This window comes from Microbacterium allomyrinae, from assembly GCF_020682705.1.
GTDB classification, from domain to species: Bacteria; Actinomycetota; Actinomycetes; order Actinomycetales; family Microbacteriaceae; genus Microbacterium; species Microbacterium allomyrinae.
Map to the genome: position 1 here is coordinate 10,271 of NZ_JAGTTN010000002.1, position 20,418 is coordinate 30,688.

The 20,418-nt window shown below is 68.1% G+C and carries 30 protein-coding genes and 1 tRNA gene; 23 read left to right on the top strand and 8 right to left on the bottom strand.

The window, feature by feature from the left end; all coding sequences use genetic code 11:
• Window positions 1-70: 70 nt before the first annotated feature.
• The 7 genes from KEC57_RS06255 to der are packed head-to-tail and all read left to right on the top strand — an operon-like array spanning window position 71 to window position 6,814.
• A complete protein-coding gene (locus KEC57_RS06255; RefSeq protein ID WP_229383717.1) occupies window positions 71-952 on the top strand; it encodes a ParA family protein in 882 nt (293 codons plus the stop codon).
• A complete protein-coding gene (locus KEC57_RS06260; protein WP_372456956.1) occupies window positions 936-1,832 on the top strand; it encodes a segregation and condensation protein A in 897 nt (298 codons plus the stop codon). Before KEC57_RS06255 ends, KEC57_RS06260 begins: the two co-directional genes overlap by 17 nt.
• Window positions 1,822-2,505, top strand: coding sequence for an SMC-Scp complex subunit ScpB (gene scpB / locus KEC57_RS06265; RefSeq protein ID WP_229383718.1), 684 nt, complete (start codon window positions 1,822-1,824; stop codon window positions 2,503-2,505). Before KEC57_RS06260 ends, scpB begins: the two co-directional genes overlap by 11 nt.
• On the top strand, window positions 2,502-3,374 hold the full coding sequence (locus KEC57_RS06270; RefSeq protein WP_229383719.1) for a pseudouridine synthase: 873 nt from the start codon (window positions 2,502-2,504) through the stop codon (window positions 3,372-3,374). Before scpB ends, KEC57_RS06270 begins: the two co-directional genes overlap by 4 nt.
• Window positions 3,375-4,529 (top strand): prephenate dehydrogenase, encoded by a 1,155-nt coding sequence (locus KEC57_RS06275; protein WP_372456957.1) that lies wholly within the window; start codon window positions 3,375-3,377, stop codon window positions 4,527-4,529.
• Window positions 4,522-5,283, top strand: a complete 762-nt coding sequence (cmk, locus tag KEC57_RS06280; RefSeq protein WP_229383720.1) for a (d)CMP kinase — start codon at window positions 4,522-4,524, stop codon at window positions 5,281-5,283. Before KEC57_RS06275 ends, cmk begins: the two co-directional genes overlap by 8 nt.
• The gene (gene der, locus KEC57_RS06285) at window positions 5,273-6,814 is read left to right on the top strand and encodes a ribosome biogenesis GTPase Der (protein WP_229383721.1); all 1,542 of its coding nucleotides are present in this window, start codon (window positions 5,273-5,275) and stop codon (window positions 6,812-6,814) included. Before cmk ends, der begins: the two co-directional genes overlap by 11 nt.
• 44 nt (window positions 6,815-6,858) lie before the next feature.
• On the opposite strand, the gene KEC57_RS06290 is transcribed toward der, so the two are convergent.
• The gene (locus tag KEC57_RS06290; RefSeq protein WP_229383722.1) at window positions 6,859-7,275 is read right to left on the bottom strand and encodes a GNAT family N-acetyltransferase; all 417 of its coding nucleotides are present in this window, start codon (window positions 7,273-7,275) and stop codon (window positions 6,859-6,861) included.
• Window positions 7,276-7,536: 261 nt separating this feature from the next.
• Between KEC57_RS06290 and KEC57_RS06295 the strand changes: the two genes are divergently transcribed.
• A complete protein-coding gene (locus KEC57_RS06295; protein ID WP_229383723.1) occupies window positions 7,537-8,460 on the top strand; it encodes an NUDIX domain-containing protein in 924 nt (307 codons plus the stop codon).
• 21 nt (window positions 8,461-8,481) lie between these two features.
• Here the strand turns inward: KEC57_RS06295 and KEC57_RS06300 are convergent, their stop codons facing one another.
• Window positions 8,482-10,062, bottom strand: a complete 1,581-nt coding sequence (locus KEC57_RS06300) for an MDR family MFS transporter (RefSeq protein ID WP_372456960.1) — start codon at window positions 10,060-10,062, stop codon at window positions 8,482-8,484.
• Window positions 10,063-10,199: 137 nt separating this feature from the next.
• On the opposite strand from KEC57_RS06300, the gene KEC57_RS06305 reads away from it, so the two are divergent.
• Window positions 10,200-10,778: a TetR family transcriptional regulator gene (locus KEC57_RS06305; RefSeq protein ID WP_229383724.1), complete on the top strand. Its 579-nt coding sequence runs from the start codon at window positions 10,200-10,202 to the stop codon at window positions 10,776-10,778.
• Window positions 10,779-10,823: 45 nt separating this feature from the next.
• Here KEC57_RS06305 and KEC57_RS06310 read toward each other — a convergent pair whose 3' ends face one another.
• From KEC57_RS06310 to KEC57_RS06320, 3 genes are all read right to left on the bottom strand, one after another.
• Window positions 10,824-11,201 (bottom strand): RNA-binding S4 domain-containing protein, encoded by a 378-nt coding sequence (locus KEC57_RS06310; RefSeq protein ID WP_229383725.1) that lies wholly within the window; start codon window positions 11,199-11,201, stop codon window positions 10,824-10,826.
• On the bottom strand, window positions 11,198-11,866 hold the full coding sequence (locus KEC57_RS06315; RefSeq protein ID WP_229383726.1) for a lysoplasmalogenase family protein: 669 nt from the start codon (window positions 11,864-11,866) through the stop codon (window positions 11,198-11,200). Before KEC57_RS06315 ends, KEC57_RS06310 begins: the two co-directional genes overlap by 4 nt.
• Window positions 11,867-11,980: 114 nt before the next feature.
• Window positions 11,981-12,568, bottom strand: coding sequence for a GNAT family N-acetyltransferase (locus KEC57_RS06320; RefSeq protein WP_229383727.1), 588 nt, complete (start codon window positions 12,566-12,568; stop codon window positions 11,981-11,983).
• Window positions 12,569-12,697: 129 nt separating this feature from the next.
• Between KEC57_RS06320 and KEC57_RS06325 the strand changes: the two genes are divergently transcribed.
• A tRNA-Pro gene (locus tag KEC57_RS06325) sits at window positions 12,698-12,771 on the top strand.
• A gap of 106 nt (window positions 12,772-12,877) precedes the next feature.
• On the opposite strand, the gene KEC57_RS06330 is transcribed toward KEC57_RS06325, so the two are convergent.
• Genes KEC57_RS06330 through KEC57_RS06340 form a run of 3 tightly spaced genes read right to left on the bottom strand, consistent with a single transcriptional unit; the run spans window position 12,878 to window position 14,998 of the window.
• Window positions 12,878-14,188: a tyrosine-type recombinase/integrase gene (locus tag KEC57_RS06330; protein WP_229383728.1), complete on the bottom strand. Its 1,311-nt coding sequence runs from the start codon at window positions 14,186-14,188 to the stop codon at window positions 12,878-12,880.
• Entirely contained in the window at window positions 14,188-14,628 is a 441-nt protein-coding gene (locus tag KEC57_RS06335; protein WP_229383729.1) for an ImmA/IrrE family metallo-endopeptidase, read from the bottom strand. The genes KEC57_RS06330 and KEC57_RS06335 overlap by 1 nt, the downstream gene beginning before the upstream one ends.
• Window positions 14,629-14,644: 16 nt before the next feature.
• Complete coding sequence (locus KEC57_RS06340; RefSeq protein WP_229383730.1) at window positions 14,645-14,998, bottom strand: helix-turn-helix domain-containing protein; 354 nt, start codon at window positions 14,996-14,998, stop codon at window positions 14,645-14,647.
• 90 nt (window positions 14,999-15,088) lie between these two features.
• On the opposite strand from KEC57_RS06340, the gene KEC57_RS06345 reads away from it, so the two are divergent.
• The 13 genes from KEC57_RS06345 (at window position 15,089) to KEC57_RS06400 (ending at window position 20,414) form a co-directional block, all read left to right on the top strand.
• Window positions 15,089-15,343 (top strand): hypothetical protein, encoded by a 255-nt coding sequence (locus KEC57_RS06345; RefSeq protein ID WP_229383731.1) that lies wholly within the window; start codon window positions 15,089-15,091, stop codon window positions 15,341-15,343.
• Complete coding sequence (locus tag KEC57_RS06350) at window positions 15,343-15,594, top strand: helix-turn-helix transcriptional regulator (protein ID WP_229383732.1); 252 nt, start codon at window positions 15,343-15,345, stop codon at window positions 15,592-15,594. Before KEC57_RS06345 ends, KEC57_RS06350 begins: the two co-directional genes overlap by 1 nt.
• On the top strand, window positions 15,591-15,815 hold the full coding sequence (locus tag KEC57_RS06355) for a hypothetical protein (RefSeq protein WP_229383733.1): 225 nt from the start codon (window positions 15,591-15,593) through the stop codon (window positions 15,813-15,815). Before KEC57_RS06350 ends, KEC57_RS06355 begins: the two co-directional genes overlap by 4 nt.
• A 439-nt stretch (window positions 15,816-16,254) precedes the next feature.
• On the top strand, window positions 16,255-16,434 hold the full coding sequence (locus tag KEC57_RS06360; protein WP_229383734.1) for a hypothetical protein: 180 nt from the start codon (window positions 16,255-16,257) through the stop codon (window positions 16,432-16,434).
• Window positions 16,431-17,123 carry a phage antirepressor KilAC domain-containing protein gene (locus KEC57_RS19080; protein ID WP_229383735.1) on the top strand — a complete coding sequence of 231 codons (693 nt, stop codon included), beginning with the start codon at window positions 16,431-16,433 and terminating at the stop codon, window positions 17,121-17,123. The genes KEC57_RS06360 and KEC57_RS19080 overlap by 4 nt, the downstream gene beginning before the upstream one ends.
• A gap of 11 nt (window positions 17,124-17,134) precedes the next feature.
• Window positions 17,135-17,266 (top strand): hypothetical protein, encoded by a 132-nt coding sequence (locus tag KEC57_RS18905; protein WP_267492222.1) that lies wholly within the window; start codon window positions 17,135-17,137, stop codon window positions 17,264-17,266.
• Window positions 17,263-17,403: a hypothetical protein gene (locus KEC57_RS06370; protein ID WP_229383736.1), complete on the top strand. Its 141-nt coding sequence runs from the start codon at window positions 17,263-17,265 to the stop codon at window positions 17,401-17,403. Before KEC57_RS18905 ends, KEC57_RS06370 begins: the two co-directional genes overlap by 4 nt.
• A 2-nt stretch (window positions 17,404-17,405) precedes the next feature.
• Window positions 17,406-17,630 carry a hypothetical protein gene (locus KEC57_RS06375; RefSeq protein WP_229383737.1) on the top strand — a complete coding sequence of 75 codons (225 nt, stop codon included), beginning with the start codon at window positions 17,406-17,408 and terminating at the stop codon, window positions 17,628-17,630.
• The gene (locus KEC57_RS06380) at window positions 17,627-17,884 is read left to right on the top strand and encodes a hypothetical protein (protein ID WP_229383738.1); all 258 of its coding nucleotides are present in this window, start codon (window positions 17,627-17,629) and stop codon (window positions 17,882-17,884) included. Before KEC57_RS06375 ends, KEC57_RS06380 begins: the two co-directional genes overlap by 4 nt.
• Window positions 17,881-18,336: a RusA family crossover junction endodeoxyribonuclease gene (locus KEC57_RS06385; protein WP_229383739.1), complete on the top strand. Its 456-nt coding sequence runs from the start codon at window positions 17,881-17,883 to the stop codon at window positions 18,334-18,336. Before KEC57_RS06380 ends, KEC57_RS06385 begins: the two co-directional genes overlap by 4 nt.
• A complete protein-coding gene (locus KEC57_RS06390; protein ID WP_229383740.1) occupies window positions 18,333-18,638 on the top strand; it encodes a PIN domain-containing protein in 306 nt (101 codons plus the stop codon). The genes KEC57_RS06385 and KEC57_RS06390 overlap by 4 nt, the downstream gene beginning before the upstream one ends.
• Entirely contained in the window at window positions 18,635-18,895 is a 261-nt protein-coding gene (locus KEC57_RS06395) for a DUF3263 domain-containing protein (RefSeq protein ID WP_229383741.1), read from the top strand. Before KEC57_RS06390 ends, KEC57_RS06395 begins: the two co-directional genes overlap by 4 nt.
• A 34-nt stretch (window positions 18,896-18,929) precedes the next feature.
• Complete coding sequence (locus KEC57_RS06400) at window positions 18,930-20,414, top strand: ParB/RepB/Spo0J family partition protein (protein ID WP_229383742.1); 1,485 nt, start codon at window positions 18,930-18,932, stop codon at window positions 20,412-20,414.
• Window positions 20,415-20,418: the final 4 nt, after the last annotated feature.

Genomic DNA, 20,418 nt, shown 5'->3' on the forward strand with positions numbered 1-20,418 from the left:
CGCGTCGCCGGTGCTGCGGGTCGTGGCGTGACTAGAATCGGGAGACGGATTCGCAGAGGCGGGAGCATCGGTGGCGGGCAAGGCACAGGCGGCGGCAGTCGCCACGGGGGACGTTCCGATCGGACCCACCGGTCGTCCCTATCAGGGGTTCCCGACCCCGCCGAAGCTCGACGGCCACGGCCCCGCGCGGATCATCTCGCTGTGCAACCAGAAGGGCGGCGTCGGCAAGACGACGACGACCATCAACCTCGCCGCCGCACTCGCGAGCTACGGTCGCAAGGTGCTCGCGGTCGACTTCGACCCGCAGGGTGCGCTTTCGGCGGGTCTCGGCATCCAGACCCACGACATCCCGACCATCTACGACCTGCTGCTCGATGGCAAGCGCGACCCGCACGACGTGGTCGTGGCGACGCGTGTCGAGAACCTCGACATCATTCCCGCGAACATCGATCTGTCAGCCGCAGAGGTGCACCTGGTCAATGAGGTCGCCCGCGAGCAGACCCTCTCCCGTGCGCTGCGCCGGGTCTCGGCGGATTACGACGTCGTGCTCATCGACTGCCAGCCGTCGCTGGGCCTGCTCACTGTCAACGCGCTCACCGCGAGCCATGGCGTCGTGATCCCGTTGGAGTGCGAGTTCTTCGCCCTCCGTGGCGTCGCGATGCTGATCGAGACGATCGACAAGGTGCGCGACCGACTCAACCCGACGATCACTCTCGACGGCGTGCTCGCGACGATGTACGACGCCCGCACGCTTCACTCCCGAGAGGTGCTGGAGCGCGTCGTCGACGCGTTCGGCGACGACGTTCTCGAGACCGTCATCGGACGCACGGTCAAGTTCCCGGATGCCTCGGTCTCGGGCATGCCCATCACCGAGTTCGCGCCCGAGCACGCCGCCGCGCAGGCCTACCTGCGGCTGGCGCGAGAGCTGGTCGCACGTGGCGCGGTCGCCTGACCCCTCGACACCTTCAGGGTCCGCGGGGGATTCTCCTGCAGCCACCGGGCCGGTCGCAAAGACCGGTGATGCCGCAGTCGGCTCGGCCGCAGTCGAGGCGGACGGGTTCCGGGTCTCCCTGTCGAACTTCGACGGCCCGTTCGACCTGCTTCTGAATCTCATCTCGAAGCACGAGCTCGACATCACCGAGGTGTCGCTGTCTCTCGTGACGATGGACTTCATCGCGTACCTGCGGGCTCTCGGGCCCGACGAAGAGCTGGAAGAGGCATCCGAGTTCCTGGTCGTCGCGGCGACCCTGCTCGATATGAAGGTCGCGGGGCTTCTGCCCCAGGGTGAACTCGTCGACGCCGAATCTGTCGCGCTGCTCGAGGCGCGCGACCTGCTGTTCGCCCGCCTGCTGCAGTACCGCGCCTTCAAAGAGGTGTCGGGGTGGTTCGAGCGGAGCCTGCGGCGCGAAGAGCGGCGCCGCAGCCGCTCGGTGCGGCTCGACGAGAAGTACCGCAACGCAGTGCCCGAGCTCGTCTGGAGCCTCAGCGTGGACGACTTCGCGTCGCTCGCGCTGTTCGCGATGACGCCGAAGGAGATCCCGCGGATCGGGCTCGACCACCTGCACGCGCCCCTCGTGAGCATTCGCGAACAGGCCGCGATCGTGGTGACGCTGCTGCAGAATGCCGGGACGCTGTCGTTTCGTGAGCTGATCGCCGGAGTGGATCAGCCGGGAGTGGTCGTGGCGCGGTTCCTGTCGGTTCTCGAGCTCTACCGCCACGCCGCCTTGTCGTTCGAGCAGCTCGAGCCGCTCGGTGAGCTGACCCTGCGCTGGAGCGCGCCGCGCTGGTCGGACGAGAACCTCGCAACACTGGGAGCCGACTATGACCGATGACTCCGATACGTCCGCTTCGCGGGCAGTCGATCCGGCGGATGCCTCGAAAGGCCCGGCGACCGGGAAAGCGAGCGTCGCGGCGCCCGTGCAGACCGCCGACGTCGCGCGGCGACTGGAAGCCATCCTGCTCATCGTCGAGGAGCCGCAGAGCCTGGTGAGTCTGGCGGCAGCCGTGAACGCACCCGTGCCCGCGGTCCGGCAGGCCATCGAGAGCCTCGTCGACGACTACGACGGCAAGGTGGCAGGCCCCGTTCGCGGCTTCGAACTGCGCGAGGTGGGTGGCGGATGGCGGCTCTACGTGCGCGAAGAACTCGACGACCTCGTCAGTGAATTCGTCGGGGGCCAGGCGCCGTCGCGACTGTCGCAGGCGGCTCTCGAGACGCTCGCCGTGATCGCGTACAAACAGCCCGTCACCCGCAGCCAGGTCGCGTCGATCCGCGCGGTGAACGTCGACTCGGTCATTCGGACGCTGGTCGCCCGCGGGCTCATCACCGAGCTCTATGCCGACGCCGAGACCGGTGCCATCAACTACGGCACGACGGACGCGCTGCTCGTGCACCTCGGGATCAACTCGCTCGACGAGCTGCCGCACATCTCGCCACTGCTCGACGGCGCAGACGAAGTGGGCGGCGCCGGCAACGGTTCCGCCTGGGACGAAGGGATTCGACGATGACCGATCTCGAGAACACCGAGGGGGTGCGGCTGCAGAAGGTGCTCGCGAACGCCGGAGTTGCGTCGCGGCGGGTCGCCGAGCAGCTCATCGTCGAGGGACGGGTGCGGGTCAACGGCACGGTCGTGACCGAGCTCGGCTCGCGCATCGATCCCGAGAACGACCTCGTCGACGTCGACGGCACCGCGGTTCAGCTCGATCAGTCCAAGCGATACGTCATGCTGAACAAGCCCACCGGCGTTGTCAGTTCGATGAAGGACGACCGCGGCCGCCCCGACCTCCGCCGGTTCACGAAGGACTGGGAGGAGCGCCTCTACAACGTCGGCCGATTGGATGCCGAGACCAGCGGACTGCTGGTGCTGACCAACGACGGTGAACTCGCGCACGTGCTCGCCCACCCGTCGTTCGGCGTGACGAAGGTCTACATCGCCAAGGTCGAAGGACGCGTCACACCGCAGACGATCCAGAAGCTGACACGGGGGATCGAGCTGGAGGATGGTCACATCGCCGCCGACAAGGCGCGACTGCTTTCCACGTCGGCGGGGTCGGCGGCCGGCGAGTCGGAGGCAGGCGAGAGCGAGTCTCTCGTCGAGCTCACGCTGCATTCCGGCCGCAACCGCATCGTGCGCCGCATGATGGCGGAAGTCGGCCATCCGGTCGTAGAACTGGTGCGCAGGCAGTTCGGGCCGCTGCACCTGGGAACGCTGCCAGCCGGACGGGCGCGCGAGTTGACTAAAGTGGAGCGGGGCGCTCTGCTGACTCTCGCGCGCCGCGCGACTTCCTCTTCGGCAGACGATGCCCCCGACACCCGTGACAGCGATCCGACTGCGCGGGGTGACGTGCCCTCCTCACGGGGCGAACAGGAGAAGTAAGTGACCGATTCGACGCCGGCTTCCGCGCGCATGCCCGCGCGGGCACGCGTCGCCGAGGCGAGCCTCGCGCCTCGCGTCCAGGGAACGGTTCGCATCGTCGGCGCGGGACTCCTCGGCGCCAGCATCGGGCATGCACTCACCGCGCGCGGCGTGGACGTCGCGCTCGATGACAGCTCGCCCGCCCAGCTGCGGCTTGCGATCGACTACGGCGCGGGGCGTCGGGCCCTGGATGACGATGAGCCGGTGCTCGTCGTCGTGGCGGTTCCGCCCGACGTGACGGCCGACGTGATCGAACGGGAGCTGAAGCTGCACCCGCTCGCGGTCGTCACCGACGTGGCGAGCGTCAAGCTCGAGCCGTTGCGAGCGCTGCGTGCGCGTGGTGTCGATCTGACCCATTACATCGGCTCGCATCCGCTCGCGGGGCGAGAGCGCGGCGGCGCCATCTCGGCGCGCGCCGACATCTTCATCGGCAGGCCCTGGGTGGTGTGCCGCGACGAAGAGACGCCGTCGGCCGACCTCGCGCTCGTCGAGGCGCTCGCGCTCGAACTCGGTGCGACGCCGATCGAGATGACGCCCGAGGACCACGACCGCTCGGTCGCGCTGGTGTCGCACGTGCCGCAGCTGATGGCGAGTCTGCTCGCGGGCCGCTTCGTGGACGCCCCTGAAGGGTCGCTGCGTCTCGCCGGTCAGGGAGTGCGCGACACGACGCGGATCGCGGCGTCCGCCCCCGAGCTGTGGGTGCAGATCCTCGGAGCGAACGCACAACCCGTGGTCGATGTGCTCGACCGTCTGGCCGATGATCTGAACGCCGTGGCCGATGCGCTGCGCGCTCCGGACGCGCCCGGTGCACGCCGAGCCGTCGCCGACACCATCCGGCGCGGCAACGACGGAGTCGAAAGACTCCCCGGAAAGCACGGCCAGAACCGTCGCTTCGAGCAGGTCGTCGTCATGGTCGACGACACGCCCGGCCAGCTGGGCCGGCTGTTCGGCGAGCTGGGAGAGCTCGCGGTGAACGTCGAAGACCTTCGACTCGAGCACTCACCCGGAGCACAGTTCGGCCTAGCCGAGATCAGCGTCGTGCCGAGTGCGGTCCGCCGCGCGGTCGATGGTCTGGAATCTCGGGGCTGGAAGATTGCGAGCACCACCAATGACTGACTCTTCGCCCGAATCGGTGACCGAGGACGGTGCACCCGTCGGATCCGCCCCCGTGATCGTCGCGATCGACGGCCCCGCGGGCAGCGGCAAGTCGAGCGTCTCGAAGCAGGTGGCGCGCCGCCTCGGCTACGGCTACCTCGACACCGGCGCCGCATATCGGGCACTCGCCTGGCACGCGCTCGAGCACGGCATCGACACATCGGATGCGGCATCCGTTCTCGACGTCGCGGGTGATTTCGACTACTCGATCTCGCTGGACCCCGACTCGTACTGGGTGCGGGTGGGCGCGACCGATGTGACCGAGGCGATCCGCGACCCCCGTGTGACGGATGCCGTCAGCGGCGTCGCCCGCGTGCCGGTGGTGCGCCAGACGGTCAACGCCCTGTTTCGCGCGCTCGTGGCGGAGTCCCGGCGTGCCGGCGTCGTCATCGAAGGCCGCGACATCACCACCGTCGTCGCGCCCGATGCGCCCGTGCGCATCCTCTTGACCGCCGCGCCCGAGGTGCGGGCGGCACGTCGCAGCGCGGAGGTGACCACGCAGGACGCGGCGGCCGTCGCCGCAGCACTCCACAAGCGCGACACCTCCGATTCGGCCGTCGTCGACTTCCTCACCGCCGCACCCGGCGTCGAGGTCGTGGACTCGACCGACCTAGATTTCGATCAGACCGTGGACGCCGTGCTCGGCGTGATCCGCGGGGCGCTGCCCCGGGCCACGGCCGATCCTGTTCAGACGGGAGCCCGAAATGGCATCTGACAACCGCGAATTCGAATTCGCAGACGACTACGACGACGATGACAATCTCGTCGAGAACCTCGCCGAGATCGACGACACCCTCGCCGACCAGCGTGCAGCCGCCCTGCGCGCAGGTCTCGAGGACTACGACCTCGATCCCGATGACGCGGCTCTGCTCGAGGGACTCGTCCACGGCGAGGACGGCATCGAGTTTCTGCCGGCACTTCCCGTGGTCGCGATCGTCGGGCGCCCGAACGTGGGCAAGTCCGCGCTCGTGAACCGCATCCTCGGTCGGCGCGAGGCCGTCGTCGAAGATACCCCGGGAGTCACGCGCGACCGCGTCACCTACAAGGCCGAGTGGATGGATCGCCGCTTCTCGCTCGTCGACACCGGCGGCTGGGAGCCGGACGCACGCGGTATCGACCGTTCGGTCGCCGCCCAGGCGGAGATCGCCATCGACCTGTGCGACGTCGTGCTCTTCGTCGTCGACGCGATGGTGGGTGCGACGTCCACGGACGAGCACGTCGTGAAGATGCTCCGCAAGAGCGGTAAGCCCGTCTTCCTCGTCGCGAACAAGATCGACGACGCCCGCCACGAGCCCGAGGCGGCTGCGCTGTGGAACCTCGGACTCGGCGAGCCGTACCCGGTCTCCGCCATCCACGGCCGTGGGGTCGCCGACCTCCTCGACCACATGATGAAGGTGCTGCCCGACGTTTCGGCGGTCGCCAAGCACGAGATCGGCGGCCCGCGCCGCGTCGCGATCCTCGGGCGCCCGAACGTGGGCAAGTCGTCGCTGCTGAACAAGGCGGCCGGCGAGGAGCGCGTGGTCGTGAACGAGCTCGCCGGCACCACGCGTGACCCCGTCGACGAGGTCGTCGAGGTCGGTGGCAAGCTGTGGCGCTTCGTCGACACCGCCGGCATCCGCCGCCGCGTGCACCTGCAGCAGGGTGCCGACTTCTATGCGTCGCTGCGCACCTCCACCGCGCTCGAGAAGGCCGAAGTCGCCGTCGTCGTGCTCGATGTGAGCGAGCCGGTGAGCGAGCAGGACGTGCGAATCATCGACCTCGTGCTCGAGTCGGGCCGTGCTCTCGTGCTGGCGTTCAACAAATGGGACCGCCTCAACGACGACGACATGGAAGACATCGATCGCCGTCGTTATCTCGAGCGCGAGATCGAGCAGGACCTCGCACACGTGGCGTGGGCACCGCGCGTGAACATCTCGGCGCGCACCGGTCGCCACCTCGACAAGCTCGTCCCGGCGCTCGAGACGGCGCTCGACTCGTGGGATCAGCGCATCTCGACCGGCAAGTTCAACGCGTTCCTTTCCGAGCTCGTGGCAGAGCATCCGCACCCGCTGCGCGGTGGCAAGCAGCCGCGCATCCTGTTCGGCACCCAGGCATCGACGCGTCCGCCGACATTCGTGCTGTTCACGACCGGTTTCCTCGACCCGGGCTACCGTCGCTTCATCCAGCGGCGCCTGCGCGAGCTGTACGGCTTCGAAGGCACGCCGATCGTGCTCAACATGCGGGTGCGCGAGCGCCGGCAGCGCTGACGAAACGGGTGAGGGATGCCGCGGCATCCCTCACCCGCTTCTTCTCAGGTCGGTGTGCGCGCCGGACGCACCATCGCGGTCTCATCGGGCTCGGCGAAGCCGAACCCCCGGTATAGACCGTGCGCATCGCCTGTGAACAGGATCCAGCGCATATCGGACCCGGGACCGTCGTCGATCATGAGTCGAAGCAGGCGCTTGCCGAGTCCCTGACCGCGGTGCTCCGACAGGACGAAGACATCGGCGAGGTACGCGAAGCCGACCCCGTCCGACACCGCTCGGGCGAAGCCGACCAGCTCGCCTGTGTCGCGCGAGTACGCCCCGACCACACGCCACGCGTTCCGCACCTGGGTCTCGACCTGGTCGCGTGTGCGCCAGCGTCCCCAGTAGGCCTCGGTCGAAAGCCAGGCCCACACCGCGTCGAGCTGGATGCGGGACGGGTCGTCGTCGAGGTCGTAGGTCACCCCGCCATTGTCGCCGGTCGGTCCCGGTCCGGTGCGATTGCCGCGGCAGTCCGCCTGTGCAGCTGTGGCTCGCCCCGCCCTGCCCCGATCTTCGCTGAGTGCGAGTGCGCGCCCGAGCTCGCCTCGCGGCCGCCTTCCGCGCCCTCCATGCGGGCACGCGCACGCCCGGTGCCTGGTGATGGCTACCGCCGCGGGTGACGCCGCATTTCAGCGGAGATCGGCCGGAGCGACGTGTGCACGGCGGTGTGAAAGGCTGACAGCGTGACGATCCAACCCCCCGCCCCCGGCGAACCGCGGCGCCCGCACGGACCTCGCGACCCGGGCGACGCGTGGGTGGTCGCACCGACGGGAGAGCGGTACTGGGGCAGGTTCGGCGCCGCGGGCCTGCTTGCCGTCGACCCCGATCACGGCGTACTGCTGCAGCACCGCGTCTCGTGGAGCCACTTCGGCGACACCTGGGCGCTTCCCGGCGGTGCGCGCCACGAGGGCGAGTCGGCGAGCGATGGCGCGCTGCGCGAAGCGGCGGAGGAGGCGGGTGTTCCAGGTGCCGCGATCCGGCCGCGTCTGCTCAGCGTTCTCGACCTCGGGTACTGGAGCTACACCACTCTCGTGGGCGATGTGGTCGAGTCTTTCGAGGCGACGATCAGCGATCCGGAGAGTCACGAGCTGGCGTGGGTTGCGGCGGATGACGTGGCGCGGTATCCCCTTCATCCGGGATTCGCCGCGTCGTGGGAGCAGCTGCGCCCGCTTCTGGAAATCCGCCCGGCAGTGGTCGTCGACGTCGCGAACGTCATGGGATCGGTCCCCGACGGGTGGTGGCGCGACCGTGCCGGTGCCGCCGAGAAGCTGATCCGCCGCCTCGCGACGCTCGCCGACCGTGGCATCGCCGCCGCCGCCCTCGATCTGCCCGAGCACATCTGGTTTCCCGAGTGGACGGCCGTCGTCGAAGGTCAGGCGCGCGATGCCGCGGGGGCATCGGGCGTCGATGTGGTGCGGGCACCGGCATCCGGAGACGACGCCGTCTTCGCCGCCACCGTGCGGCTCGTCGCGGAGGGACGTGCCGTCACCGTCGTCACGAGCGATCGTGAGCTTGCGGCGCGAACGAGCGCCCTGACTCCTTCGACGGTAGGTGCACCCGGAGTGGCCGTGCGAGGCGTACGCTGGCTGCTCGATCTGCTCGGCTGATCCTCCGACCCGGGTCGTGGATCAGTGCGCGAGGATCGCGCCCGCTTCGTCGTCGGAGGTCTCGGCCGGCTTGCGGACGAAGCACGCGAGGACGACGGCGACCGAAGCGACGAGCGCGCCCACCAGGAACGCGTTGTGCACGCCTGCCGCGGTGGTCGCCGAGGCATCGGCTCCGGACTGCAGCTGCGCGGTCGCGGTCACCGTCATGAGGGTCACGAACAACGCCGTGCCGGCGGCCCCGGCCACCTGCTGGATCGTGCCGACGATCGCGCTTCCGTGCGGGTACAGCGGTCTGGGCAGCGAGCCGAGCGCAGATGTCATCAGCGGCGTGAAGACGAAGCCGAGACCCAGGTTGAGCGCCATGTGCACCGCGACGATCCAGATGATCGGAGTGGCCGTGTCGAACGTGGTCATGCCCCAGAGCGCGGCGGCCGCGACCGCCATGCCCGGGATGACGAGCGGCGTCGGACCGTACCGGTCGAACAGCGAGCCGACGATCGGAGCGATGGCGCCCATCAGGATGCCGCCGGGGAGCATCATGAGGCCGATGGTGAGCGTATCGAGCCCGAGCACCTGCTGCAGGTAGATCGGCAGCAGGATGAGCGAACCGAACAGGGCGGCCATCAAGACGGCGACGAGCACGACCGCCAGGCTGAACGATCGTGAACGGAAGGTGCGCAGGTCCAGCAGTGCGGAGTCGGTGCGCTGCAGCTGTAGCTGGCGCAGCACGAAGGCGATGAGGGCGAGCGACCCGACGACGAGGGGGATCCACACCGGGATCAGCGCGTGCCCGGTCGCCGCTTCGCCGATCGAGCTGAGCCCGAAGATCAGGCCTCCGAAGGCGAATGCGGAAAGCACCACCGACAGGACGTCGAAGCGCACGTCGTGAGTCTCGGTGACGTTGCGCACCCAGATCGCACCGAGCACCAGCGCGAGCAGAGCGATCGGCAGGACGAGCCAGAACAGCCAGCGCCAGTCGAGCGCCGACAGGATGATGCCCGAGACGGTCGGGCCGATGGCCGGGGCGACGGCGATGACGATCGAGATGACCCCCATCATCCGGCCGCGGTGTGTTGCCGGCACGACGGTGAGCACGGTCGTGAAAAGCAGCGGCATCATGATCGCGGTACCCGAAGCCTGCACGATGCGCCCGGCGAGCAGCATCTCGAAGCCGGGTGCGAGGGCGGCGATCAGCGTTCCGATCGCGAACAGTGTCATCGCGGCGAGATACACGCGGCGCAGCGGGAACCTCTCGAGCAGATATCCCGTGAGCGGAATCACGATCGCCATCGTGAGAAGGAAGCCCGTGGTGAGCCACTGAGCGGTTGCGGCTGTGATCTGCAGATCGGCCATGAGGCTCGGCAGGGCGACGCCCATGATCGTCTCGTTGAGGATCACGACGAACGCCGAGGCGACGAGGAGGGCGATGACCGGACCGGTACGGCGGGCAGGGGCGACCACCGGTGCGGCGGGGAGCGAGGTGAGCGTGGGCGGCTGCTGTTCGAGCGTCACGGGAGGCTTTCTGTGGGGTCGCGACGATGAGGACGCGCGGCGGCGAAGGCCGCGGGCGCGACGTCGAGCCGGGCGGATTGAATCAATCATATGGCAGTCTCTGCCATGTTGGCTCAGAGTGTAAACTTCGGCTCGTGAATGAGGCAGCCGCTATCGCCCCGGAGAGTGAACATGTCGACGCGCCCGTGGGTCTACGCGAGCGGCGGCGCCGAGAGACCCTTCGGGAGGTGTCGGACGCCGCGATCGATCTGTTCGAACGGCATGGCGTCCACGGCACCACCGTGGACGACATCGCCCACGCGGCGGGGATCTCGCAGCGAACGTTCTTCCGGTATTACCCGACCAAGGAGCACGCCCTCTTCGTGGACGACGAGGGCTTCGGGGCGGTGATGCGACGCACCGTGGCCGAGATCCGAGAGGGCGCGCCCGTCGTCTCGGCGCTCGAAGCTGGCTGGCTCCTCCTGTTCGACGACTTCGACCGGCGGCCCGAGGAGCACAGGCGTGCGCTGCGGGTGCGCCGACTCATCCAGAACGAGCCCTCGCTGCTCGCCCTCGCGCTCGCCAACGACGCGGAGCACGCCGACGAGCTGACCGCGGCAGCCGTGGAGGCCGCGGGTGCCGACGCCGATGTCCTCATCGCGAGAGCGGTCGTCGCTGCGGTCACCACGACCATCCGGCTTGCGTTCGACGAGTGGGCCCGTCGTGCCGAGGAGGGCACGCCTTCGAGCGCACGTGGCATATATCTGCAACTTCGGCGCGGCCTCGCGACCTACGCTGCGGAACTCGGCAGACCGCCCAGCTCATGATCGGCGGGCGCTGCGCGGGACAGCAGGGGCCGTCGTCGCGCGCCGTCAGTCCTCGTCACGGCCTCGCAGCCGATCGAGGTCGCGTCGTTCGCGCTTGGTCGGTCGTCCGGCACCGCGGTCGCGCACGGGGACGAACGCCGTCAGTTCTCGAGGCAGCGGGGGAGGAGTGCGATCGTCGACCGCTTCTGCGGCGAGGGCGGCGCCCACGCGCTTGGAGATCGGCAGCTTGACGATCAGGATCCGGTCGAAGCCGTTGATCCGAACGCGCAACTCGTCGCCGGGACGCACCGGCTGGGCCGCCTTCGCCCGGTCGCCGTTCACGCGCACATGCCCGGCGCGGCATGCCGTCGTCGCGGCCGATCGGGTCTTGTAGACGCGGATGGCCCAAAGCCACGCGTCGACACGAGCGGAGGCATCGGTCATGCGGTCACCTCCGCCACGCGACGTGCTCGCACGGCGATCAGAACGCCGGCAGCGATGAGGCCCTGACCGAGGCAGTAGGTGAGCATGACGAGCGGGCTCGTCCATTCGGGCATGGCTTCGGGAGTGAAGAGGCGGAATGCCAGGATCGTGTCGGACGCCAGGAAGAAGACCCCACCCCACGCGATGATCGGATGGCAGCGCGAAGCGCCGGCCGCCGTCAGCCCGAGCACCAGCCCGTAGGCGGCGACGGGCACGAGGAGCCCGCCGAGCGCCGGCCACAGCACCGTGAGCAGCACCACCCACCAGGCGGCGAAGACGATGGACCACACCGGCAGTCGCCGGATCGCGAGAACTCGCCAGAACAGCCAGATGTAGCAGAGGTGCGCGAGCCCGAACCAGAGCAGCATGAGGGGGACGGTCTCGAACTGCGGGAAGAATGTACTGGCACCGTCGCCCAGCCACGAGAGGGCAATCGCGACCACGAGCAGGGTGTGCGCGGCCGTCCATCTCGTCCCACGGGCTCCCCACGCCACGGCGACGGCGAGCAACGGCATGAGCGCGAGTTTGCTGGGCGCGGCGATCGTATCGGAGCCGACCGCGAGTGCGCCGACGTGCACGGCGGCGACCACGATGTACGGGGCGAACCCGATCCAGAGCCGTGGCATGATCCTCCTCGATTCGCGGGGCTTTGACATCGTCGCACGCCGCCGCAGCAGGCCATGACACGCGAGGGGACTGCCCCCGAATGCCCCTGGATGCCCCGGGGACCGCGTGACCGGTCAGGTCGTCAGATCGAGCGACATGATCGCGAGGTCGGGCCGGGGGCGCGCGACCTCACGGAAGCCGGCGCCTTCGAACGTCGAGACCACGCCGTGGAAGAGTTCGTTCGCCGGCTTCTTCGGCCCGCGCTCGGGGTCGCGGGGGTAGGCCTCGAGGACTCGCGCGCCGCAGCGGCGCGCGAAGTCGATCGCCGCGTCGAGCAGTTGCGCGTTCAATCCTTCGCGGCGATGCTCTTTGCGGACGACGAAACAGCTCACCGCCCAGACGTCGGGGTCATCCCACTCCTCCTCGGAGTGGGAGGCGAAGTTCCGAGTGCGCGCGAGCCGTACCTGGCGTGTGCGCGGTCCGACCCGCACCCAGCCCGCGGGCTCACCGTCGACGTAGGCGATCAGGGCGGGCGGCGGTCCGGCATCCACTTCGTCGTGAAGCATCGTCCGGCGCTCCTCGCGCGACGTCTTCTGCCATTCGGCGTTGGTGAGTGTCCACCACTGGCATTGGCAGCTGCGGCCGTCGCCGCCCCCGCTCAGTGCGTGCTCGGCGTCATCGAAGCGGTCGGCGGTGACGGGTTCGATGGTGATGTGCGCCATGTCGTGACGCTAGCCCCGCCCGCCGACACCGGCAAGGGCGAACGGATGCCGCGGAGAGCCTGCGAGTGTTCGCGACCAGGCCGGCGAGCGGGTAGGATAGTGGAGTTGCCCGCGCGCAAGCGGGGACAACGGGATGTGGCGCAGCTTGGTAGCGCACTTGACTGGGGGTCAAGGGGTCGCAGGTTCAAATCCTGTCATCCCGACACATAAGCCTCGGAGAACCGCAGAAACACGCGGATCTCCGGGGCTTTCGTCATTTCCAGAATCAGGCTGAATCGGCCCCGTCTCACATGCGTCTCACATTGCATCTCAGGCTGCCTCGGCCGCGCTCGCCGCGAGGGCCTCGGCACGTCGCTTCTCGACCGCTGCGATGACCTCGTTGACGCGGTCTGGCCAGAGGTGCGCGTAAGTGTTGAGCGTCTCGGTGGCGTCCTTGTGTCCGAGCATCTGCTGCACGAGCTTGACGTCGGCGCCGGCGGCGATCGCGTTCGTCGCGGCGACGTGACGGAGATCGTGCACCGACATCGCGATGGCGAGGCCCGCAGCGGCGCGGACCTTCAGCCAGACTCGGTTGTACCAGTTGGACCCGTCGACAGCAGCGCCGCGCACGGTGGTGAAGAGGAACTCTTCGGGGTCGCGCCCCTTCGTGAGCTCGACGAGCTCGAGCATGAGGAATGCGGGGATCGGTAGCCACCGCTTCTCCCACGTCTTGACCGGGCCGAGCTTGCGCCGACCGTCGCGGTCGACGGTCCATGTGCGGTGGACACGAGCGCGGTTGGACATCGGGTCGAGGTCCTTCACTTTGAGTGCGGTCGCCTCGCCGATCCGGGGCCCGCTGTAGGCCAACAGTTGAAGCAGCTCCCGATCGTCCTCGCGCCCGCTCAGCTCGAACGCGGTGTCAGCGAGCTCTTCGATATCGACGAACGACAGCGACGGAAGGTCTGACTCCAGGTCTCCTTCGGTGCGGGGGAGTTCGACGTTCGCGAGCGGATTGCGTCCGATGAGGCTCTCTGCGACGGCATAGCGCAGCGCGCCGCCGAATGTCGAGCGCACGATGTGTCCGAGATACGCGGGCGCCATCTTGACCGGTTTGCGCTCGGTCTTCTTGATGTGCTGGTTCTTGTCGAACACGTGGGGCGCGGTCGCGTCCCGAAGCTGCTGCACCCACGCGTCGATCTGTGGACGCGTGATGCTGCCGATCGTGCGCGCGCCCCACATCGGCAGAACATAGTTGTCGAGCTCGCGACGGTAGCGCCGCCACGTCGAGTCTTTGATTCGGCTCTTCGACGCCAGCCAGGCCTCGGCGACGACGGTGAAGTTCTGCTCACGCGCTGAGGGGTCGATGTAGCGATCGGAGCGGATGTCGTCCTCGAGCGACGCGGTGAAGGACTCCGCGTCCGTTCTACGTGCGAACAGCCGCTGTCGTTGGGCTCCATCCGGTTCGTACCAGCCGGCGACCCAGCGCGATCCCTTGCCGAACTTTGCCGTGCGGAAGTGGTCGGGCAGCGTCTTGATCGCGCGGAGCTGCGCGCTCGTGGGGCTGATCCGCGTTGTCGTGCCGTCGGGCATGGCGACGAGGGCGTCTTTCACCCAGCGGTCGGTGATCCAGGAGCGTGCCATCACACAACCTCTGTGCGGAGCAACCACTGGCCTGCGCCCATGCGCGGATCCAGATAGGTCGCATCCCCGATGCGGTGGAGCATGCTCCGGAAGACCGTGAGGAGCTCGGTCGCGACGTCGAGGTCGAACGCCATCGATTCGAGGTGCCCATCGCGGATCCGCTCCACCTCGACATACTTCGCGTGGTCGATCAGATGCAGGGCTGCCCACTCGTTCGCCTCGCGCTCCTGGCGCTTACGGATAGGGCCGAACTCGGTTGGTCGGTGGCCCAAGATGTGGTGCCCGAGCTCATGCGCGAGGACCGAACGTGCCGACCGTCGTTTCATCCCCGGTGAGAGGCGGATGAGGCGTTCGTCGGCGCGGTATCCGCTGCAGTGCGTTGCGCGTTTCTCGATCACGGTCACCCCGAGTTCAGCGGCGAGTTGGAGCAGTGCCTGCATGATTCCCCCCGGCGTGTCAGGCGTTGTCGAAGTCGCTGTCGGTCTCGACGGGGTCCTCGTCGATCGACTCGTTGGCGACTTCTTGGAGATCCTGCTGGAAAGCCCCGACATCGCGGCGACGAGGGTGAAGCTCTGTGACGTTCGGGGCGGCCGCCGCGCGCAGCAGATCGAATGGGTCGACATCGAGCGCTGCCGCGATCGCATCGATGTCGTTCGTGTTCAGGGGAGTCTCGCCACGCATCTTCCGATAGAAGGTGTTGCGCGGAACACCTGAACGCACGATCAGTTCGGCGTCGGTCATCCCTTTCTGCTCGATGAGCTTCTGGATCACATCGATGACGCGCCAGCTGAATCCACTGAGTTCTCCCATGGTTGTTGAGAGTACCCGTTTTCGGTACTTGATACATGCAAGTACCAAAATTGGTTGCAGGCCTGTACCAAAGTTGGTACTGTCCCATTTATGGGAGTCAAGACGAAGTTCTCGGCGCAGGTTACCGGAGCGATCAAGGCAGAGCTGGCTCGCCGCGACATTGACGGGGTTGCTCTCGTAGACGTTCTCGAGCTGAGTCGCAATTCGGTGTATGCGCGACTGCGGGGGGAGCGGCCGTTCGATACGGACGAGATCGCCGCTGCTTCGGAGTTCCTGGGGATGTCGATCCTTGACCTTCTGGCGTCGGCGAGCATCGATGCCGAGTCCACGAAGGCGGTGGCCTGATGGGTGCCTTGACCTCGCTACCGACGATCGGCATTGAGCCACAGCCAGATTCGACCCTCTCGGGATTCGAAGACGTGCCGGCGGTGATGGCGCCGAAGGCGCTCGCGGCGATCCTCGATGTCACGCCGAAGACGCTCGAGCGCTGGCGTGATGCGAAGACCGGTCCGAAGTGGCTGAAGCTGCCCGGGTCGAGCCTGATCCGTTACACGCGTGCCGACGTGCTCGCCTGGCTGGCGGAGTGTGCAGCATGAGCGCCAAGATGACGCGCCGTCGTCGCCACGACCGCCGCAAGCGGATCCTCACGCAGCGGCGCGAGGACGCCCTGTTCTTCGCCCGCGGCACCTTCCCGGCGTCGGCGACATCGTTCACGATGTGCTCGTGCGGGGCGCGGGCGTTTGCCCGTGGTCGGGATGACTCGTTCCTCGACGACTTCGATGCGGCCCACGCGTACTGCGACGAGGAGCAGTCATGACTGCGCTGACGCCGCCGGTGTGCTGCCCGGCGCACCCCGAAGGAACACTCATCCCGTGCGGCCCGTGCTACAGCGCACGTCGAATTCATGACGAGCACGCCGCACGTGCGCGCTTCGGGTCAGCGCTCGCGGCGTTCGTACGCGCGGAGAGCGATCTGAATGCTTCGGCGTCGCCCCCCAGCGGCGTCGAAGCGGCCTCGTCGTTCCCCAGCGACGCGGCCGTACCGTCCGGGGCGTCTAGTGCGTTCCCCAGCGCCGCCACCCCCAGGGCAGGCGCCCCGGACACCCAGTGTTGGCGGGCCCGCCGCCGAGCATTCCATGCTGCGGCCGCTGAGGACCTGGAGCGGGAGCTGCGGAACCACTCCCGCTTCCTCACACCCCGTCAGTGGGCACGCCTCAGTCGTGCGGTCGCGCGCCACCGCCGTAAGGCGGGTCTCGCATGATCGCGGAGGCAGCGCTGATCGTGGCGGTCGTCGCGCTCGGTGTGTCGTTCGCCGCGTTCTTCGTCGCGATCGCCGCTCTTGCTCGTGCCGCAGCTGTTGAGCGTGCTCGCCGCGCCCACCAGCTTCCGCCGGCGGCCATCATCGGCTCGCGATCCTCGTTCGAGGGTGACCGGTGAGTGCCGTGGCCGAGCTCGCGCCGACCCGCAAGCTCATCCACCGGTGGGCCCGTCAAGGTGACCTGTACATCGCGACAGTCGGTGACAGGGTCTATGCCCGCGCCGACCAGGTCGAGCGCCTCGCCGAGATCTCGCCGTGGTCAGGCGGCGAGACACTGTTCGGCGATACGTGGCCCCTCGTCCTCGAAGGCTTCCCGTACTACGACCTCGACGACGCGATCGCCCGGTGTGAGTCAGCCGGCACACCCCGCGCGGCCGCGTTCCTCGAATGGCTGACCGACACGCTCGCCCCGATGCTCACCGACGAGGTCCTTGACCTCGCGCAACGCGTCCCGAGCTTCATCGGCTCCCACCCCGTCAACATCGCCGCGCGACTCCTGAGCGAAGACCCCGCGGTCCAGATCGGCCGCGCCGGCCTGTTCGCCCACATGCACCAGCTCGGCTGGATCCTTCGCACTGTCGGCAAGGCCGCACAGCACAGCGACTGGCACATCGCGCAAGCTGCTCGCCGCGCCGGATGGCTCACCGTCCGCGACGTGACCATCCCCGCCACGAACCGCGAGCACCGCCGCACCTACTCCCAGATCCACGTCACCCCCGCCGGCCTCACCGAGCTTGCCCGCACCCTCCACGCGCTGCATCCCGACCGGGACACCGCCGCGCCACCCCACCCGCAGCTCTTCGACTAGGACCCACCGCCATGCCCACCCGATCCAATGACGACGAGCGCGCCACCGCACGCCACTACGTCATCGTCTTCGCCGCGTACACCTTCCTCATCTTCGGCATCCCTGCGCTCGCCGAGGCCGTCACAACGGTGGTGCTCCCGTGACCCGCCGACCCGGCATCGCACGCGACATGCCGATGCGCTACCGCCGCGACTGGCACCACCTCACCACCCTCGCCGTCGGCGCGCTCGCCACTGTCGAACTGGTCGCGCTCGCGGTCGGTGTGGCGGTGGTCTTGTGAGCGTGCTCACGGGTGCCGATGAGCTCCGGGCCCGCATCGAGAACCCTGCACTGTTCGCGGCCGCCGACGACCTGCTTGAGGCGGAGATGGCGCGGCGGGGGGAACTGACCTTCACCCTGCCGTCGTCGAACGGTCTCCGCCCGGTCGACCGCGAGGCGAGCGGCGATCGCGACACGGTCGCGGACCACACCCACACCCAGAGCTACGAGGAGCGAGTCGCAGCATGAGCAAGACCATGAACCGGGCCTCGTACCAGGTGCGCTGGTACATCCGTCAGGAGACGACCCTCGTCCCGTTCGGTACCGCGAACCGTGAAGCCATCGTCTGGGTCGCGTATCGAACCACGGGCCGCGACAGTCAGGGGCGACCCCGTCTTCTCGTGAGCAGCCGAACCTCGTTTTCGAGGGAGCGGGGCGGCCGTGCGGCTGCGTTCCGCTACGCCCGCAACGAGGCCCGCCGCTTCTACGGAAACGCCCGATGATGATGTACCCGACCGAGCTCGAGATCTACGGCAGCTCGCACCCCACCCCCGACACGTGGATCCTGCACTTCGGCTGGCCCACCAACCCGATCCCCGCGAACGGACCTAAGGCGAACTGGCGCGGTCGGAACCGTGCTGTCGCGGCCGCGAAGGACCAGGCGCTGCAGCTGGCGATCGCCGCCCGCATCCCTGAGATGGCGAAGGTCGAAGCGCAACTGTTCTGGTGGTACACGATCAGCCGTCGCCGCGATGTCGACAACCTCGGGGGACTGGAAAAGCCACTCTTCGACGCTCTCGTCGTCGCCGGTGTGGTCCGTGACGACACCCCGGACCTGATGGTTAAGCCGCGGGCGGAGATCCGCCACGTCAACGACTCCGACGGCCTCGTCACCCGCGCCGGTTTCACCCTCCACATCCGCCAGCTCGTCCCGCTCGAGGAGATTGAGCTGTGAGCCACATCATCGGCGGATCCGCTTTTGGTCGCGGCGATGCGCTGATCGACACGACTGACGCGGTGCTGCTGGACGGCACGTCGGTCGCTGTGATCGGCGCGCTTCGCCAGGAGGGTGTCGAGACCGTCATTGCGCTCGAGCTCCGCGGCCGCGTCAACCACGCCACCGAACGCTCGGACGTCCTCTATCTGCTCAACGGTGAGGGTGCGGCCGACATCATCAGCCAGCTGCTCGGAGTCGCGCATCGCGCCAACCCGAAGTTCCTGAACGAGCTGCTCGAGCGGATCGGCCAGCTCCCATGACCGGAGAAGCGAAGCCGCGCCCGACCGGCGAGCAGCTGCTCGCGTTCGAAGCGAAGCACCCGAAAGCCACCGGTCGTAAGGAGACCGCGATCCTCGACGAGCTCGGCATCCGGCCCGCCCGCTACTACCAGCTCCTCGGTCGCCTCATCAAGACCGAGGACGCGCTCCGCATCGATCCGATGCTCACCAATCGTCTCCGCGCTCGCTCGATGAAGCAGCAGACGGAGCAGAAGCGCCGCGCCCACCGCGGCCGCTGACCACCCCACCACCCACAGAAAGGATCCACCCGACATGACCACCGCCACCACCGCTCCCGGTCAATCCGCTATCGAGCAGCTGCAGCTCATCACGATCGACCCGAGCACACTTCGAAGTGCTGACCAGATCCGCGAGGACGCGACCCCCGATGGGCAGCTCATCGACTCCGTCCGCGCTTCCGGCATCCTGCAGCCGCCCACGGTCGTGTGGAACGACACCGATGGTGCGTTCTACATCGTCTTCGGACACCGACGCGTCGGCGCCGCGATCCTTGCCGGTCTCGCCGCGATCCCCGTGATCGTCCGTGACGCATCGACCATCACCGGATCGCTCGTGCTCGAGCAACAGATCGTCGAAAACGAGCGCCGCGAAGGCGTCACCCAGCGCGAGCTCTCCCGCGGATGGGCGAACCTCGAAGGCCTCTTCGGGCTCACCCCCGAAGACATCGCCACTGCGATCGCCGAGAAGCCCGACCGAGTTCGCGCCGGCATCCGCGCTGCCCGCTCCGAAAAGACCTCCGCGATCCTCTCCACCAAGCCTGCGATCGATCTCGAGCAGGCCGCCGTTCTGACCGAGTTCGACGAGCACCCCAGCGTGCAAGCCGAGCTCGCCGATACCGCCTCGACAAAGCCCGCTGACTTCGAATGGAAGGTGCGCAGCGCCCGCGACAAGCTCGCGAAGGACGCACGAGTCGCCGAACTCAAGGCAGAGCTGCGCGCCGCGAAGGTCAAGCTCGCCCCGGTCGATACCTACGGGTCTCTCAAAGGAGGCGCCGCGGCGATCGCTCACCTCGTCGACGAGAAGGGCAAGAAGCTCACCGAGAAGAACCACGCAGCCTGCCCCGGGCACTCCGCTCGCGTCGCCGGATACCGCGTCGAGGACTTCGCCATCGAGTACGTCTGCCGCGACTACGCCGAACACGGCCACCGCCGTGCGAACGCAGTCGCCGCACGCGAACTCACCGACGAGCAGAAGCAGGAGATCGCCGACCGGGAGGCCCGCCAGCAGGCGCTCGAAGCGAACCGCGCCGCACGCCGGCAGTGGATCCACGACCTCCTGCCCGGCAAGATCAACCAGCTCGCCGGCGTCTATGAATACATGGCAGCCGCTCTCCTCGACAACGGCGACTACTACTACGACGACCAGCGCGCCCCGAAATGGACCCTGCCCCTCCTCAACGTCGACGCGCCCGACAACTCCAGCGAAGCAACCGCAGCACTCGACGACCTGATCGCATCCAAGAGAATCGCACCGTTCCGACTCATGCTCGCCACCTCGTTCGGCATCCACGAGAAGCGCACCGAGCACGGTCACGACGAACTCCTCACCATCCGCCACCTCGAGCAGCTCAAGAAATGGGGATACCCCCTCACCGAGATCGACGAAACCGCGCTCGCCGCATGCCGCGAAGCGATCGCCAACCGTGCCCACGACGATGCTCTGCGCGCGGAAGGTGAAGGCCTCGATGGCGACCCCCGCGAGGACGACGTCGATGACGAGAGCGACAACGAGGACTGAGTAT

What these genes read in the sequence shown, in the direction of transcription:
- scpB (WP_229383718.1), top strand. Translation starts at nt 1,822, where the DNA reads ATGACCGATGACTCCGATACGTCCGCTTCGCGGGCAGTCGATCCGGCG.
- KEC57_RS06270 (WP_229383719.1), top strand. Translation starts at nt 2,502, where the DNA reads ATGACCGATCTCGAGAACACCGAGGGGGTGCGGCTGCAGAAGGTGCTC.
- cmk (WP_229383720.1), top strand. Translation starts at nt 4,522, where the DNA reads ATGACTGACTCTTCGCCCGAATCGGTGACCGAGGACGGTGCACCCGTC.
- der (WP_229383721.1), top strand. Translation starts at nt 5,273, where the DNA reads ATGGCATCTGACAACCGCGAATTCGAATTCGCAGACGACTACGACGAC.
- KEC57_RS06300 (WP_372456960.1), bottom strand. Translation starts at nt 10,062, where the DNA reads ATGATTGATTCAATCCGCCCGGCTCGACGTCGCGCCCGCGGCCTTCGC.
- KEC57_RS06310 (WP_229383725.1), bottom strand. Translation starts at nt 11,201, where the DNA reads ATGACCGATGCCTCCGCTCGTGTCGACGCGTGGCTTTGGGCCATCCGC.
- KEC57_RS06315 (WP_229383726.1), bottom strand. Translation starts at nt 11,866, where the DNA reads ATGCCACGGCTCTGGATCGGGTTCGCCCCGTACATCGTGGTCGCCGCC.
- KEC57_RS06320 (WP_229383727.1), bottom strand. Translation starts at nt 12,568, where the DNA reads ATGGCGCACATCACCATCGAACCCGTCACCGCCGACCGCTTCGATGAC.
- KEC57_RS06330 (WP_229383728.1), bottom strand. Translation starts at nt 14,188, where the DNA reads ATGGCACGCTCCTGGATCACCGACCGCTGGGTGAAAGACGCCCTCGTC.
- KEC57_RS06335 (WP_229383729.1), bottom strand. Translation starts at nt 14,628, where the DNA reads ATGCAGGCACTGCTCCAACTCGCCGCTGAACTCGGGGTGACCGTGATC.
- KEC57_RS06340 (WP_229383730.1), bottom strand. Translation starts at nt 14,998, where the DNA reads ATGGGAGAACTCAGTGGATTCAGCTGGCGCGTCATCGATGTGATCCAG.
- KEC57_RS06345 (WP_229383731.1), top strand. Translation starts at nt 15,089, where the DNA reads ATGGGAGTCAAGACGAAGTTCTCGGCGCAGGTTACCGGAGCGATCAAG.
- KEC57_RS06350 (WP_229383732.1), top strand. Translation starts at nt 15,343, where the DNA reads ATGGGTGCCTTGACCTCGCTACCGACGATCGGCATTGAGCCACAGCCA.
- KEC57_RS06355 (WP_229383733.1), top strand. Translation starts at nt 15,591, where the DNA reads ATGAGCGCCAAGATGACGCGCCGTCGTCGCCACGACCGCCGCAAGCGG.
- KEC57_RS06360 (WP_229383734.1), top strand. Translation starts at nt 16,255, where the DNA reads ATGATCGCGGAGGCAGCGCTGATCGTGGCGGTCGTCGCGCTCGGTGTG.
- KEC57_RS18905 (WP_267492222.1), top strand. Translation starts at nt 17,135, where the DNA reads ATGCCCACCCGATCCAATGACGACGAGCGCGCCACCGCACGCCACTAC.
- KEC57_RS06380 (WP_229383738.1), top strand. Translation starts at nt 17,627, where the DNA reads ATGAGCAAGACCATGAACCGGGCCTCGTACCAGGTGCGCTGGTACATC.
- KEC57_RS06385 (WP_229383739.1), top strand. Translation starts at nt 17,881, where the DNA reads ATGATGATGTACCCGACCGAGCTCGAGATCTACGGCAGCTCGCACCCC.
- KEC57_RS06395 (WP_229383741.1), top strand. Translation starts at nt 18,635, where the DNA reads ATGACCGGAGAAGCGAAGCCGCGCCCGACCGGCGAGCAGCTGCTCGCG.
- KEC57_RS06400 (WP_229383742.1), top strand. Translation starts at nt 18,930, where the DNA reads ATGACCACCGCCACCACCGCTCCCGGTCAATCCGCTATCGAGCAGCTG.